Origin of the sequence: Streptomyces sp. NPDC055962 (assembly GCF_042270185.1) — a bacterium.
GTDB lineage: Bacteria > Actinomycetota > Actinomycetes > Streptomycetales > Streptomycetaceae > Streptomyces.
In genome coordinates, this window is the sequence record NZ_JBHJYN010000014.1 from 155699 (window position 1) to 170188 (window position 14490).

Consider the following 14490-nt stretch of genomic DNA (forward strand, 5'->3'; position numbering starts at 1 on the left):
CCGGGCATCCTCGTCACCGTCACCGTCACCGATCAGAAGATCCGATGAAACGGCTGCGTCCGACACTGCTGTGGGGATGCGAAGCTGACGCGGCACTCATCGTCGAGCGGATCTCTCTACTCTCGGAGGCATGGCCCAGTTCATCAGCGAGTGGCGCCGGCGGGTGTTGTGGACGTCGCCGTCGGGACGCTGCTCGACATGCCACCGTGCGTAGCCGGTGACCACGCGCATGTGGGTGAGGTCGCAGTCGATGAGATCGTTTTCCGGGTGCGCAGCAGTCCACGATCCGGCGGCCGGAGGCGTGACCGGTGTCCCCGGAGCGGTTCTCTGCCCAGCATCGCGGGCTGGCAATTACCGAGCCATTCATCCAGCTGACCGGCGGTCATGTTGACCGATTCGCTGAAGTTGTCAAGCGTTGTCTGACGACGCTCGTCGCTTCCGCTACTCGTCAGCTGCCTTTCTTCTTGTGCAGCGACTCCGGCTTGTGAACGGCGTTCGCGCCCGTCTTGTCGCTTCGCACCTCGTATTGCGGTTCGTCGTCCGAGGCGTCCACGGTCCGGCCGGCGGCCTCGGTGTGCTCATCGATCTTCCGGGTGACGGAGCCTTTGACCTCCTGACCATGACTTTTCCAAGTGACGTCGTCACCCTTGGCAAGTTTCTTGTCCTTTTCAGCCATGATGATCTTCCTTTCCTGTGCCAGTTGGGCCTGCCGAGCTACTTACGGGACCGTGGTCCGGATGCCCGCCCCAGCCAGGATCAGGGCTGCGCGGGCGGTGCGCACGGCGGCGGGAGCCGTTGCGCCGGCGTGCAGATGAGCCGCCGGCCGGTGCGGGCGGGCCCCACCACCCCATACGGCGCCTCACCGGACGTCGCTCACAAGGAAGCCGCTGCGCGGTCGGAGTGACGTCCTCGCCCGGGACGAAGGTGGCTGGTGGCCGCGCCCCCGCCAACGCGTTGCACGAGCTTGTCGCGCCCCGGCTCGTGGAGGAAGCGGCGGCAGCGGCCGGGCTTTGCCGACGCGGGGCCTGCGGGGGAGCAGCGCCCAAGCGACCACCTCGCTCGTGGTCGGCCACCGGTGGTGTGCGGGGCAATCGCGGCTTACGAAAACCGATCGTCAGCGCCGAGGTGGAGGCGGCTCGGGCCTCAGCCTGCCCAGCCGGATGGACAAACACCACTGAGGGCGTCGGCCCGGAAGCGGCGGCCCACCGGCAGCTGGAAGGTGTCCTGAAAAGCGGCGGCCCACCGGCAGCTGGAAGGTGTCCTGAAACAGGAGCGCGTTGTGCGCGCCAGAAAGGAGATCGTCACTGTACGGCCCCACCACCGGACAGCGGCCCGTCCGAAACCTGGCCGCGAACGGACAGAGCCGCACCGCCGACTTCTCGAACGTTCCTGCCTGCACAGGCACGGCCCGCCCGCGCGGACGGTACGGATTACTCATGCTCGCACCGGGGGATCAACGGTCCGGGTCGCCGAGCCACCGCGCCCGGGGCACGCGTCACAGCTGTGGCGTTCGCCCGACCGTTTCAGTAGCACGTCGTCGACATGGTCATGCCCTGCGGCAGACGAGACCCTTCTGTCCCGGCCTTCGGGTGCAGGAACCCGCGCCTCGGCGTCACTCAGGCACGTGCTGGCCGCGCCGCAGCCACTCGATCGTCGGTTCCCTCTCTCGGAACCGGCTTCCGCGAGACCGCCCATCGGCTGCTGACCGCCACTCGCGAGGTAGCCCTGCACCTCATTCCGGACCGAGTTCGGCTGGCGGTCGCATCGCGTGAAGGGTACTCAGCGCTTCGTCTCGTACCTGGTCAGGATCACGCCGCAGGGAAGTGTCCGCGTCTCCACCAGGTGCAGGTTCACCCAGCTGTCGAGCGCGGTGAAGAACGGTGTGCCGCCGCCCACCAGGACCGGTGCGGTGGCCAGCACGTACTCGTCGATCAGCCCGGCCCGCATGGCCGCCCCGGCCAGCGTGGCGCCGCCGATGTCCATCGGGCCGCCGTCCTCGGCCTTGAGCCGGCTGATCTCGGCGACCGCGTCGCCGCCGACCAAGCGGGTGTTCCAGTCGACGCGGTCGATCGTCGAGGAGAAGACCACCTTCGACATGTCCCGCCAGCGGCGCGCGAACTCGATCTCCGCAGGGGTTGCCTCGGGCTGCTGGTCGCCGGTCGGCCAGTAGGAACTCATCGTCCGCCAGAGCTTGCCCCCGTACAGCGACAGATCGGTCGCCTGCAACTGGTCGGACCAGAACTGGAACAGCTCGTCGCTCGGCACGCTCCAGCCGATGTCGTCGCCGGGCGCGGCGATGTAGCCGTCCAGACTCAGGTTCATGCCGTAGATCAGTTTCCGCATGGCGTCAGCCTTCCGCGAGTCGGTCTCAGATGTACAGACCGGCGCGCGGCGGCAGAGTCATCGGTGCACAATCCGAGCGCAGGTTCACATCTTCGATATCGCCCCTGTCCCCGTCCTCCGGCGCTCATCTGTCACTGCAGCTTCGGAGGTGTACGCGCCCGTCTGCACGGCGATCACCGACTCCTCGGAATCGGTCACGGGATCCTGCCGACCGGATGAGATCGGCGGTGAGGTGGAGTCCGGCGAGACCGACGCGGTGGCGTACGAGTCCAGGGCCGCCTGCGGGGGCCGGCCGCACCCGTTCCAGTGTTGGCGAGCCGCGCGCCAGGGGCAGTCGTACGCTTGTGCGGTGCAAGGCATCGAGCTACTGCCTGACCAGGCGACCGAGAGGGCCGTCGGCAATGTCTGGCGTCGACTACTGGATGCCGGCCTCCCGAGCCAGGCCGCACACCGGCATCCTACGAATCGCCCGCATCTCACTCTCGTCACCGCCGACGACTGCCCAGCGGAGATACGCGTGCAGCTTCAAGATGCCTTCACCGTTCTGCCGGTGCCGTTGCGCCTGGGCGGAACAGTGCGATTCACCGGCCGGATCAACGTGCTGGCGTGGGCCGTCCTGCCTGACCCGGACCTGCTGCGCCTGCAGGAGAGGGTGTGGGAGGCGCTGGCCTGCGCCCCGGCCTGCGGACGATTGAATCCCCTGCAGAACCCGGAGCGCTGGAAGCCGCACATCACCCTCGGCCGCGGACGCAGTGCCTACTGGCCGGGCGTCGACGCAGATATTCTGCCCGAGGCGTCCGGAGGGCCCGAGCACGTTCTGCTGGGGCGATGGGTGGGCGCTCGCACGTACGACTCGATCGCTCGCACCACTGCCTGCCTGGGCCCTTGAGGAGCGGGACGTCCTCCCGGTCCGGCGACAGGCAGCACCGCTGACCACCCACCCGTGCCCTCTGGCCTCGATCCCAGGCGGCATGCGCCGCCGGCGGGCGTGGACGCGGTGCGGCGCAGGCTGTGCGCGTGGCCACCGGTGCGACACCATCGGCGACGGTGACCACAGGTCGGCGCCGCGACGGTTCGGATGAGTCTCCTGCGCATGTCCATCCTCCCGTGGCGACGGAGGTGAGGCCCTGAGCCACCGGCTCGGAGGACCTACGCCCGCGCCGCCGAACCGCCGCTCCAGATGGGAATTTCAGGGACTCCGCACACAGCTTTGTGCGCACAACCGGCTGTGCCCACCGCGGGCGCCCGTGTTCGCAGGAGTGGCTCCATGCGGTGGAGTCCGTGAAGCATCAGGGCGATGGCGCCCGGCTCGACCGGTCGGGTCGGCCGAAAACGAGTACCGGCCGGGCGCGGTCGGCGGGGCAGGCCGAGGATCTCCCTCACAGGCCGCCGTGTATCCGGCTGACGAACGAGGCCTGCTCGCCTCAAATATTCCGGCAGTCGGCGAGACCTCCAGTGCCCGAATCGAGGTTTTCTGACTACAGAGATACGGTGATTGAGGACCAGATGGATACAAAGCCACGTATCTGGTGATAAGGCTTCCGTGCATCGGAAGCCCCGCTGCACGCCGCGACCCCTGGAGGAACGATGGCCTACCCCGAGCGCGACGCGAACGAGAACGAGGGTCCTGCGGACGGTGGTGCGGCGGGTGCTCCTGGTGTTCACGACGGCGGTGCCGATGGCGGGGCTGAGGGTCCTGCGGACGGTGGTGCGGCGGGTGCTCCTGGTGTTCACGACGGCGGTGCCGACGGTGGTGCCGATGGCGGGGCTGAGGGTCCTGCGGACGGTGGTGCGGCGGGTGCTCCTGGTGTTCACGACGGTGGTGCCGATGGCGGTGCCGACGGTGGCGCTGGCAGCGGCTCTTGAGCGTGTTCCGGACCCGAGTTCAGGACGCCGGCGCCAAGCAGGGTGTCGGCGTCCTCGAGTCTCGTCTGACCGGACTGAGCCGGGAGGAGTTCGCCCGTGATGTATGGGCGCGGACCGCAGCGCTCACCCGGAGTGTGAGTGACTTCTCGGACGTGTTCTCCCCGTCTGCCGTGGACGAGTTGGTTTCCCGCCGCGGACTGCGCACGCCCTTCCTGCGTGTGGCCAAGGACGGCTCGACACTTCCACCGGCGTCGTACACCGCACCGGGGGGAGTCGGCGCCACCATCGCCGACCAGGTCGATGACACCGCGCTGTGGCGCGCCTTCGCCGACGGGGCCACGCTCGTTCTCCAGGCGCTGCACCGCACCTGGGAGCCAGTCGCGGACCTCGTGTCCGCTCTGAGCACGGAACTGGGTCATCCCGTGCAGGCCAACGCCTACGTCACGCCTCCGCAGAACCGCGGATTCGACGCGCACTACGACGTGCACGACGTCTTCGTCCTCCAGATCGAAGGGTCGAAGCGGTGGACCATCCATGAGCCCGTGCTGCCCGACCCGTTGCGCGACCAACCCTGGACCGATCACCGATCGGCCGTCGCCGACCAGGCAGCACACGGCAGGCCGCATCTGGACACGCTGCTGGGTCCTGGCGATGTGCTCTACCTGCCGCGTGGCTGGCTGCACTCCGCACAAGCGCAGGGAGAGGTCTCGATCCATCTGACTCTGGGCGTCCACACCTGGACCCGCTACGCCGTGGCCGAGGAACTGACCCGGGCCGCACTCGCGGTGCTGCGCGAGGACCCTTCGATGCGCCGTTCCCTCCCTCTGGGGAGCAGTTGCCCTGAGGCCGAGAGGGAACTGGTCCGTGAGCATCTGCTGGCTGCCGTGGCGCAGGCCGACCCCGCTCCGTCGTTCGAGCGCGCACAACGGGCTCAAGGCAGACCAGCACCACTGGGACCGCTGGCCCAGTTGTCTGCGGTGAACGGCCTGCACCCGATGTCACCGGTGCGGCTGCGGGAGGCATTGGAGGCACGGCTGGCGGGGACACGGCTGCTGACCCGGGTGGGTTACGTCGACTTGCCGGAATCCGACCTCGCACCCGTGGTTCGACTGCTCGACGGCCGCATTCGCACGGCCGGCGACCTCGGGCTCACCCTCGCCGGGCGGCTGCTGCGCGCCGGGATGCTGCTGCCCGGAACACGGTGACCTCCGGGGCGCGGTTCTTCTGCTCCGATGCCGCCCGCGCACGCGGCGATGCGTTCAGGGGAACCGCTCCCTACAGTCGGGTCTGGGTGCTCATCGAGTACAGACGCAGCTGGCCTGCCAACGGCTTCGACGGTCTCGACCTCGACCCTGAAATCAAGGCGCTCGTCGTCTCGGCGGCCCGGGCGACCCGGGCGAGGGTGCTTCTGGTCAGACGTCCCGGACGCCGCCGTGCCGACGGAGGTGACCGCTGGGCGGTGCTGCGCCACGACGACTCCGGCGCCCTGCGCCAGCAATGGGGCACTTGGCGACTGGACCAGGACCTGGCCCAGATCGGGCACGCCCTGCAAACCCCGGGGGAGCGAGGCCGACCGCCCGTCGTCCTCGTCTGCGCCCACGGCGTCCACGATGCCTGTTGCGCTGTCCGCGGCAGGCCCGTGGCCCGGGTCCTCAGTGAGCGCTGGCCGGATCTGGTGTGGGAGTGCACGCACGTGGGCGGGGACCGGTTCGCCGCCAACGTCATCGTCGTACCCGACGGCGTCTACTACGGCGGTCTCGACGCCACTTCCTCGCTCACGGTGGTGGAGGAGCATCTGGCCGCCCGCATCCACGCCGCCCACCTTCGAGGCTTCACGACCCTGCACCCGCCGCAGCAGGCAGCGGTGGCGGCGATGCTCGATCGCTTCGGTCCCGCAGGCCTGGGCGACTACGCAATCGTCGGGACGGTTCGCGACAACGATGCGTGGAACGTCAGGATCAGCCGAGTGGGGACGGATGGACGAGTGCTCGATGTCGAGGTCCGGGCCAGGCGCACGCCCCCCAATCGGCTGACCTGCCGCGGGCCGGAGGACAGCTCTGCTCTCGTCTACGAAGTGGTCTCCGTCCGTGACGGATGACGCCGCACCGGATTCCAACTCTGGACCAGGGGGATGTCACCAGGAAGCACCGGCACCTGGCATGGTCCGGGATGCGCACACAACCCCAGGACATCTGACCAGCTCTCGCGCCCACGGTACGGATCCGGACGGAGCTCTCCGCGAGCCCTCTGGGGCCTTGTCGCGCTGAGCTGTCCCACGCGCTCCTTTCGGCGGGGCGCGACCGCAGCGCAGACCCGTGCGGATCTGTCCTTCGAGCGGGCTGCGCTGCCGTTCTCACAGCGGAGTAGTCACGAAACGGATACGACAGCCGAACTCGGGACTGGCCCTCGTCGCCCCGGGCACCTGACGCAACGAACTTCCCCGAGATCAGCAGCGCGGCTGTCGCCAAGCCACGCTTTCCGTTCAGCCGCCGTCGAGAAAGGCACTCCACCGATGCGTTCTCTCCACGAACCGGTGCGTCCCGCAACAAGCGTCACATTCGATCAGATGCTCGAAAAGATCAGATCGGAGGGCGCGTACCCCGCGCTCGAGCGAGCCGAGGACGTCGCCCACGCCGTGCTGTCCGCTCTGGGTCGGCAGCTGACAGGGGACGAGCGTGCCGACCTTGCCGCGCGTCTGCCCGTCGAAGCCGCCCTGATCCTCACCGCACAGATCCCCGTCCCCGATCTGCTCACCGGCTGGGGGTTCGTCAAGGATCTCGCAGCTCGCCACGGTGGAACACTCGCGACCGCACGGTGGGACACCGGAGCCGTCCTCGCCGCTGTCGGACAACTCGCAGGGCCCGAGCTCCTCGGACGCATTCTGGCGCAGTTGCCCTCCGGATATGCTCTGCTCTTCGGCCGAGCGGAGCTTGTCCAGGTTGCATGAACCGCATGTCCGGAAGCACGCTCCGACTCCGCGGTGCCGGACCGCAAGAGGCCCTGTCCGTGCCGACGTGTCCAACGGAACAGTCCTCGATCATCTCCCGGCACCGGAACCTCCTCCGCTCTCCGACTGGATCTTGCTCCCCTGCGATTCCCGGGCCGGACGGTTTCCTGCGCCCCGTATGAACGCCGCAGCGACAGGCTGAGGATCCTCGGAGCACTGCCGGCGGCGTTCGTCACGACCTCTCCTCACGATGTGATCAACAGGGCGTGACGACTCAGCCGCTGATCCGTGCCGGGACAGACGCTAGTGATCTTGGTCTTGAGTCTGCCTGCCCGAAGCTCCGTCGTGAGTAAGAATTGCTCAACTCACGCGACGCCGCCCGGTGGGACGTGCGGGCGCCGTCGTCCCCGGAGCCCCCGCCCGCAGCTGCGCTCCGGACAGAGGCGGCCAGTTGTCCCGCCGGCTGCGCACCTCCGCCTCGCCCGGGCGCGTACCGCCTGCCTGACGCCCGGCACACGTCGGCTGGTCCGTGGACGCCTTCCCGTCTGCTGGATGCAGTCGACGCAGTAGCTCGGAGCAGGCATCAAGCCGGCCGCTACGTCTACGGCCCAGCGTCTACGGCCCCACGGCCGCGGCCGTCGTTGCCGGTCACATCATCCTCCGGTGCCGCGAGCGGCTCCTCTGAGCGCGGGTCTCGCAGGTCCCGTGCGGTGCAGCCGCACAAGGCCCGGGCACGTACGTGAGCACCTGGGGTCCGGCTCCTTGGAGCCGGACCCCAGGTGCTCACGCGTCCGCCGCCCGCTGGGACCTCCTGACGGAGACACGGCCCGGCACCTCCCTCAGCCGACGAAGGACCAGGGCCCGAATCGGCCCCAGGCAATGAGGACGGCCAGCGCGAGGTACACGGAGTTCAGCACCACGAGTCCGTACTGGCCGAGTCGGCCGTGTGTGATCATCGCGCCGACCATGAGGGCGACCCAGCAGGCCGCCGTCACCGGCACCATGACCGGCGCGACGTCGAGCACGGCCGGCAGGATCAGGCCGACCGCGGCGAGGAGTTCGAGGACTCCCAGGGTCCTGATGAAGGCGGGGCTCGCCCCCTGCGTCCATTCCCCGCCGTGCTGGGCGGCCAGTCTCGCCTTGGGTATCAGGCTCTTGCTGACGCCGCCGGCCAGAGCCACCGCGGCCAGCAGTCCGGTGGCGATCCAGAGGGTGAGATTCATCGGTGGGACTCCTGGTCTCGTGTGAAGGGCGTCGGGTGCGCGCGCCCACCCGGCCCGCGATGGGACGCCGAGGGCGGACTGCCGGTCTCCATCAGGGTCCGTGTCCCGGCTGCCGGGGGCGGCGCCCCGGCGAGCGCGGCGGAATCGGCGTATCTGACCTCGTAGACGCGTTCGCTGAACCTCCAGCCGTCGGCCGTGCGCCGGTAGCGGTCGTGGTACAGCGCGTGGTTCAGGTGCGAGCTGCCGTTGCGCAACCGCCCGAACTCCTCGATGTACACGCGCCCGTCCGCGGTGTCTCCGTCGAGCCGGACCGCACCGGGCTGGACGTTCTGCACGAAGAAATCCCACAGCCCCTGGCCCCACTCGATCCCTGCGCGGATCTCCTCGCGGCCGACGAACTCCTTGCCGATGTGCGGCCACCGCATGGCGCCGTCGGGTGTGAACAGCGAGGTGAAGCGGTCGAAATCGCGCATCATCACCGCGTCGATGACCTCCGCGCGCAGCGCCTCGATCTCGACGCGATCAGCGACAGCCTGCATAGTGATCATCGGATTCCCCTGCCTCATCGATCCGCCGGCACGGTGTCGGTCGCCTTTCCGCCGGCTGATGGATCCAGCTTCGATGCAGGTCAGGGGCGGAACAAGGGAGAGTCCGTGGGGCTTTCCATAACGTGAGGGTTATCCATGGAGCTCCGGGACATCGACATCTTCCTGACGCTGGCCGAAGAGCTGCACTTCGGCCGTACGGCGGAGCGACTCCATGTGTCCCAGGCTCGCGTCAGCCAGGCGATCAGCAAGCAGGAACGGCGCCTGGGCGTAGCCCTGTTCCACCGCACCAGCCGTCGCGTGGCCCTGACTCCTGTCGGCCGACGCCTGCGCGAGGACCTTCAACAGGCCGTCGATCTCCTCCACGCAGGGCTCGCCCGAGCCGAGGCGGCCGGCCCAGGTGCCGGCCGGACCCTGCGGCTGGGCGTCTTCGGCCACGCCGGACACGAACTCCGGCCTCTCGTCGACGCGTTCCGCGCCCGCCACCCAGGCAGCGACATCCAGTTCGGCGAGATCAACGGTCATGACGCGTTCACCGCCCTGCGTGCCGGGGAGCACGACGCGCACGTGTTGTGGCTGCCCGTCGCCGAACCGGACCTCACTGTCGGCCCCACCGTCCTCACCGGGGGCCGCGTACTGGCCGTGTCGGCCGGCCATCCGCTCGCCGGGCGCGGCTCCGCGTCCCTGGAGGACCTCGGCGACAACCTGGTGGTCGACCTCGGCCCCGAAGCCCCCGAGTACTGGGTCGCATCCATGGTCCCCACCCGTACCCCGCTCGGTCGGCGCATCCCCCGCGGGCCCGCCGCGCGGACCTTCCACGAGATCCTGACCCTGGTCGCCTCCGGGCAGTGCGTCCACGTGCTGGGCGAGATCGCCGCCCGCTACAACAAGCCCCCGGGCATCGTCTTCCTTCCGCTCGACGACGCCCCTGTCCTTGAATGGGCACTCACCTGGCGCACCACCGCCGACACCCCGCCCCTCCGCGCACTGGCCCGGACCGCTGCCGAGATCGGCCCCATCACCCTGTGAGCGCGGCACCGGCCACCTGCCCCGTCTGCCACGCTCCCCGCTCGCGGCAACCCGGATTTCTTGCAAGCCCTCGCCCAGACGCGAGCCGCATCCAGGCACCGCGACGCGCCCTTCCTGTGCCGCTATGCACGTATGCGTCCGCCCACCCCGTCACTCCCTCCGCTTCCGGCCGGTCGAACAACTCCTCCGCTTCCTGCAGCCTCGCCCGATGCCGGAACTGACATCCGGATCGTCATAGGCGAGGACGCGGCGATCCCTCGCGGATGGTGACCTGCCGGCTCCCCGTAGGGAAGGGTGGTGAATGACTTCGGCGCGCTCATTTCCAGGATGCGGACCCGACGTCGTCACAGCACGTGGTCGCTCCCGCGGTCGTGCCTCAGGGCGGAAGTCGTGCACAGGGGCCGTGAGCGAAGAACGGAGGTCATGGCAGCCGGGCGAGGTTGTACCTGAAAGCGGGATCTACGAGTGCGACTGCGGAGCCGGCCAACACTGCCGTACCGAGATGAGGGGGCATTGCTTGTGGCCCGCCGGTCCCGACCCGCGCTACACCGTCGCGCACGCCGCAGCGAAGGCGCTGACCTCCTAGCCCGACGCGCGTCCCGGCGTCGATACCGCCCGCGCTGCCGATCTGCTGTACGGGCTACTCAGCCCGGAGCTGTACCTGATCCTTGTCCGCGACCGGGGCCGGTCCCCGCAAGCTTGGGAGGAGTGGGCCTGCGCGGCCCTCACTGCCTACCCCTGCATTGATCACGAGTAGGCCAAGCCTCACCGGTGACAGCCGCCGACAAGGGGAGTCAGTGCTGGCGCGAGGCATCACCACGGCAGCTCAGATGCCCTGCGCTGTGGTGCGGTTGTACCGGCGGGGAGCGGTCGCCGGTACAACCGAAAGGGATGTCGAAGGCCTTCTCGCTGGTGCTGAGTGGGCCAGGCAGGGTGTGCTTGCCTCGGTGGGCGCAGGGGCGTGGGGTCCGCGATCCACGTGGCTCGGTCACGTGTTTTCTCAGCGGAAGTACAGGGCCGCTTTCTCCAGTACATGGTTGGTAAACAGGCCGCCTACGGGGACCTGGCCCCTGTACATCGTGACGCGCACTCCCTCAGGCAAGGTCTCGACCGTGAGGGGCCGGCCGATCAGTGTCGCGCCGACGGTTCGGGCATCCTGGGCGGCCCATTGAGCTGCCTCCGTGTGGACACGCGCGCTGACCAGAGCGGGGAGCACCATGGCCGCGTTGCGGGCCCCCGGTATCCCTCTGCGTAAGCTCTTGGCGTAGCTCATGGACCAACCGGTGAAGTCCGCCAGGGTGACCAGGTCGATCTCGGGCACGACCGCCGCGAAGACGAACAACTCGGTTTTCGTCCCGAACCAGCGGGCCTTTCGGTCGGCGCGGCGGCCGATCACCACCGGGCGGTCCTTCCAGTGCGGCGAGATCACCGTGCAGCCGTCACGGGTGAGCCGTTCCTGTAGTGCCATCAGGTATGCGTCCGCCGCGTCTGCGGTCGGTCCGCTCGATTTCGGATTCATGCGTGCATGCTCCAGCACCCTTGCCGCACGAGGGAAGGGAACTGTGGAGCCCAGGCTTCACCGTGTTGGGGTCACAGGCGTTGATCAACGGTCTCCACAGCAGCTGCGCCCACCTGGGCGACGCCTGGGACAGTGCGTTTTGCGGATACCTCTGAAAGGGCAGAGCGACAGGCATGGGCAACTACGAAAAATCGATCACTGTGGCGGTGCCGCCGACACGTCTCTTCACCTATCTCGCCGACGTGCAGAACCTTCCCGCCTACATGCCGAGGCTGACCTCCGCGCGCCCGCACGGCGGCGAGCAGGTCACTGTCACCGCCCATATCGACCCGCCCGACGGTCCTGAACAGGACGTCACCAGCGAAGCCTGGATCCGCGTATTCGAAGAAGGCAAAAGTCTGACCTGGGGCGCACCCGGCCCACACGATTACCACGGCGCACTCCACGTAGCACCGGGCGCCGACAGCAACGCCGAGTCACAGCTCACCGTCGAACTGCATACAGAGAGCGCTGAGGGAGAGCACATCGAAGAAGGCCTTCAAGAAGCTCTCGGCGGCATCAAGTCCGCCGTCGAGGATGCGGAACGCTGATCGATCCTGTCCTGGACTCTCACTGAGGTGCCCGCTCGGACGAGCGACCCCACCTTCCACGGCCGCAGCCGCGGGAGTACTACGACGCCTGCATCGAGCGGCTGCCGTGCCTCGCGGATCGCATTCTCCTGGGACGGCATGCCTGCACGGAGCCCCATGCGTGGTCGGAGCTGTAGTTCCCCTCAACGTCCAGCCTTCAGCGGCTTTGCGCAGGCGCCGCTGGGTCGGCGCCTGCGCAAAGCCGTTCTCAGTTCTTCTACAGGGTGGGTCACGTCCGCGACGACCGCGGTCGTCAGCACCCACCCCGAGGCCAAGAGCGCGTAGGCCAGCCATTGAGAGCAAGGTGTCGTCCCAGCCGGTCTACGTCTCGTCCGGGACGGCTCACAGCATGGGCGGGCTCGAGCCCAGAGCCCGGTGGGTTCGGTGAGGAGCTCGGATTCGGCGATGAACGTGCTGGGGAGGCGGTCGGCGGTGAGGCGCCGGCTGCACTGGCGCAGCACCAGTGCTTCTGTCCGGCCGAACGTGATGCGCTCGAGGTCCAGGCATGGGAGCGCGGCGCGGGGCCGGCGTCCGTCGGTCGGCATCCTCGGTTCCGTGTCGCTGCTGGCCAGGTACAGGCCGCGGAAGGCTGTGGCTAGGCGAAGGTCCGTTCGCCGACCTGGTGGAGCGTGCCCAGGCCATTGATGTTCGGGCAGCTCTCCCGAGAGCAGCAGTGCCCGTCTGCGGTGAGATACCCGTCCTGCTGGTGGGCATCGGCTCGACCTGGCGCGGCCCCTGCTTGTCTGCAGCCAGGTGATCTCGTCCCGATCGGTGGTGTCTGGTCCAGCACTGAAAGGGACGGGCCGCCGGCCCCCTCCCGGGGGCCGGCGGCCGGGCCTCAGGCCTTGTGCTGCATCGACGAGCGGGCCGGGTTCCCCTGCTCGCCCGCCTTCGGATCCTTCTCGCCGGCCTTCGCACGGACGCCCTGCTCGACGCGCTTGCCGAGCGTGCTGTCGATGTTCGACCAGTACTGGAACGCCCGCTGGAGGACCGGTTCGCTCACGCCGTTGAGGAGGTGGCCGACGACGTTGTCCACCAGTCGGTCCCGTGCCGCGTCGTCCAGGACCTCGCGGACCATCGTGCCCGCCTGGCCCCAGTCGTCGTCCTCGGCATGGTCGACGTACGCCGCCCGGGTGATGTCGCCGTCCGCGTACCAGCTCGGCGGGGAGCCGTAGCGCTCCGTGTCGGCTGCCGGGCCCCCCTTGGAGTTCGGGGCGTAGACCGGGTCGGAGGTCTTCCGGTACGCCATGGCCCCGTCCTTGGAGTACGTGTGTACCGGGACTACGGGGGCATTGACGGGGATCTGCTGGTAGTTGCCGCCGATGCGGTGACGGTGCGCGTCCGCGTAGGAGAACAGCCGTGCCAGGAGCATGCGGTCCGGGCTCGGACCGATGCCCGGTACGAAGTTGTTCGGCTGGAAGGCCGCCTGCTCGATCTCGGCGTGGTTGTCCGTCGGGTTGCGGTCCAGCGTCATCCGGCCGACCTCGATCAGTGGGTAGTCGCTGTGCGGCCACACCTTGGTCAGGTCGAAGGGGTTGAACCGGTAGTCCTTCGCGTCCTCGTACGGCATGACCTGGACCTTCAGCGTCCAGCTCGGGTACTCCCCGTCGCGGATGTGCTCGAAGAGATCACGGGTGTGGTAGTCCGTGTCCGCGGAGGCCATCTGGTCGGCCTCGTGCTGGGTGAACGTCTCGATGCCCTGGTCGGTCTTGAAGTGGTACTTCACCCAGAACCGCTGGCCCTGCGCGTTGATCCACATGTACGTGTGCGAGGTGTAGCCGTTCATGTGGCGCCAGGTGCGCGGGATGCCGCGGTCGCCCATCAGCCAGGTGACCTGGTGGGCCGACTCGGGCGAGAGAGTCCAGAAGTCCCACTGCATGTCGTGGTCGCGGAGGTTGTTGTCCGCCCGGCGTTTCTGGGACCGGATGAAGTGCTGGAACTTCATCGGGTCCTTCACGAAGAACACGGGGGTGTTGTTGCCCACCATGTCGTAGTTGCCTTCGCTGGTGTAGAACTTCACCGCGAAACCGCGCGGGTCCCGCCAGGTGTCCGGGCTGCCCCGCTCCCCGGCGACGGTGGAGAACCTGATGACCAGGTCGGTCGTGGTGCCGGGCTGAAAGAGAGCGGCCTTCGTGTACGCGGAGACGTCGGCGGTCACCTCGAACTTTCCGAAGGCGCCGCTGCCCTTGGCGTGTGGCTGGCGTTCGGGGATGCGTTCGCGGTTGAACTGGGCCATCTGCTCGATCAGGTAGGAGTCCTGGAGCAGGATCGGCCCGCCGGGGCCGACGGTGAGGGAATGCTCGTCGCTCTCCACCGGGGCGCCGGAGTCGGAGGTGGTCGGCTTGCGCGAGATGTCAGTCATGTCATCGTTTCCTCTTTTTTGTCTTCT

General features: G+C 68.5%; 13 protein-coding genes. 6 read left to right on the plus strand and 7 right to left on the minus strand.

Annotated features, from left to right (window positions below):
- Positions 1-96: 96 nt before the first annotated feature.
- The 3 genes from ACFC51_RS30650 to ACFC51_RS30660 all read right to left on the minus strand — a co-directional run bounded on the left by ACFC51_RS30650 (position 97) and on the right by ACFC51_RS30660 (position 2343).
- Positions 97-231 carry a hypothetical protein gene (locus tag ACFC51_RS30650; protein WP_376531943.1) on the minus strand — a complete coding sequence of 45 codons (135 nt, stop codon included), beginning with the start codon at positions 229-231 and terminating at the stop codon, positions 97-99.
- Between the two features lie 217 nt (positions 232-448).
- Entirely contained in the window at positions 449-676 is a 228-nt protein-coding gene (locus tag ACFC51_RS30655) for a DUF2945 domain-containing protein (RefSeq protein ID WP_376376781.1), read from the minus strand.
- Between the two features lie 1103 nt (positions 677-1779).
- A complete protein-coding gene (locus ACFC51_RS30660; protein ID WP_376531945.1) occupies positions 1780-2343 on the minus strand; it encodes a dihydrofolate reductase family protein in 564 nt (187 codons plus the stop codon).
- Between the two features lie 349 nt (positions 2344-2692).
- On the opposite strand from ACFC51_RS30660, the gene ACFC51_RS30665 reads away from it, so the two are divergent.
- The 4 genes from ACFC51_RS30665 (at position 2693) to ACFC51_RS30680 (ending at position 7156) form a co-directional block, all read left to right on the plus strand.
- Entirely contained in the window at positions 2693-3232 is a 540-nt protein-coding gene (locus tag ACFC51_RS30665) for a 2'-5' RNA ligase family protein (protein WP_376376785.1), read from the plus strand.
- Positions 3233-4205: 973 nt separating this feature from the next.
- Entirely contained in the window at positions 4206-5414 is a 1209-nt protein-coding gene (locus ACFC51_RS30670) for a cupin domain-containing protein (protein ID WP_376376787.1), read from the plus strand.
- A complete protein-coding gene (locus ACFC51_RS30675; RefSeq protein ID WP_376531947.1) occupies positions 5411-6307 on the plus strand; it encodes a sucrase ferredoxin in 897 nt (298 codons plus the stop codon). Before ACFC51_RS30670 ends, ACFC51_RS30675 begins: the two co-directional genes overlap by 4 nt.
- A 414-nt stretch (positions 6308-6721) precedes the next feature.
- Positions 6722-7156: a DUF2267 domain-containing protein gene (locus tag ACFC51_RS30680; RefSeq protein WP_376531949.1), complete on the plus strand. Its 435-nt coding sequence runs from the start codon at positions 6722-6724 to the stop codon at positions 7154-7156.
- 839 nt (positions 7157-7995) lie between these two features.
- Here the strand turns inward: ACFC51_RS30680 and ACFC51_RS30685 are convergent.
- Positions 7996-8379, minus strand: coding sequence for a DoxX family protein (locus tag ACFC51_RS30685; protein ID WP_376381192.1), 384 nt, complete (start codon positions 8377-8379; stop codon positions 7996-7998).
- Positions 8376-8927, minus strand: a complete 552-nt coding sequence (locus ACFC51_RS30690; protein ID WP_376381190.1) for a nuclear transport factor 2 family protein — start codon at positions 8925-8927, stop codon at positions 8376-8378. The genes ACFC51_RS30685 and ACFC51_RS30690 overlap by 4 nt, the downstream gene beginning before the upstream one ends.
- A gap of 135 nt (positions 8928-9062) precedes the next feature.
- On the opposite strand from ACFC51_RS30690, the gene ACFC51_RS30695 reads away from it, so the two are divergent.
- Positions 9063-9953, plus strand: a complete 891-nt coding sequence (locus tag ACFC51_RS30695) for a LysR family transcriptional regulator (RefSeq protein WP_376531951.1) — start codon at positions 9063-9065, stop codon at positions 9951-9953.
- A 1000-nt stretch (positions 9954-10953) separates the two neighbouring features.
- Here ACFC51_RS30695 and ACFC51_RS30700 read toward each other — a convergent pair.
- Positions 10954-11472, minus strand: a complete 519-nt coding sequence (locus ACFC51_RS30700) for a hypothetical protein (protein WP_376381185.1) — start codon at positions 11470-11472, stop codon at positions 10954-10956.
- Between the two features lie 173 nt (positions 11473-11645).
- Between ACFC51_RS30700 and ACFC51_RS30705 the strand changes: the two genes are divergently transcribed.
- Entirely contained in the window at positions 11646-12062 is a 417-nt protein-coding gene (locus tag ACFC51_RS30705) for an SRPBCC family protein (protein WP_376531953.1), read from the plus strand.
- Between the two features lie 877 nt (positions 12063-12939).
- Here ACFC51_RS30705 and ACFC51_RS30710 read toward each other — a convergent pair.
- Positions 12940-14463: a catalase gene (locus ACFC51_RS30710; RefSeq protein WP_376381179.1), complete on the minus strand. Its 1524-nt coding sequence runs from the start codon at positions 14461-14463 to the stop codon at positions 12940-12942.
- Positions 14464-14490 lie beyond the last annotated feature (27 nt).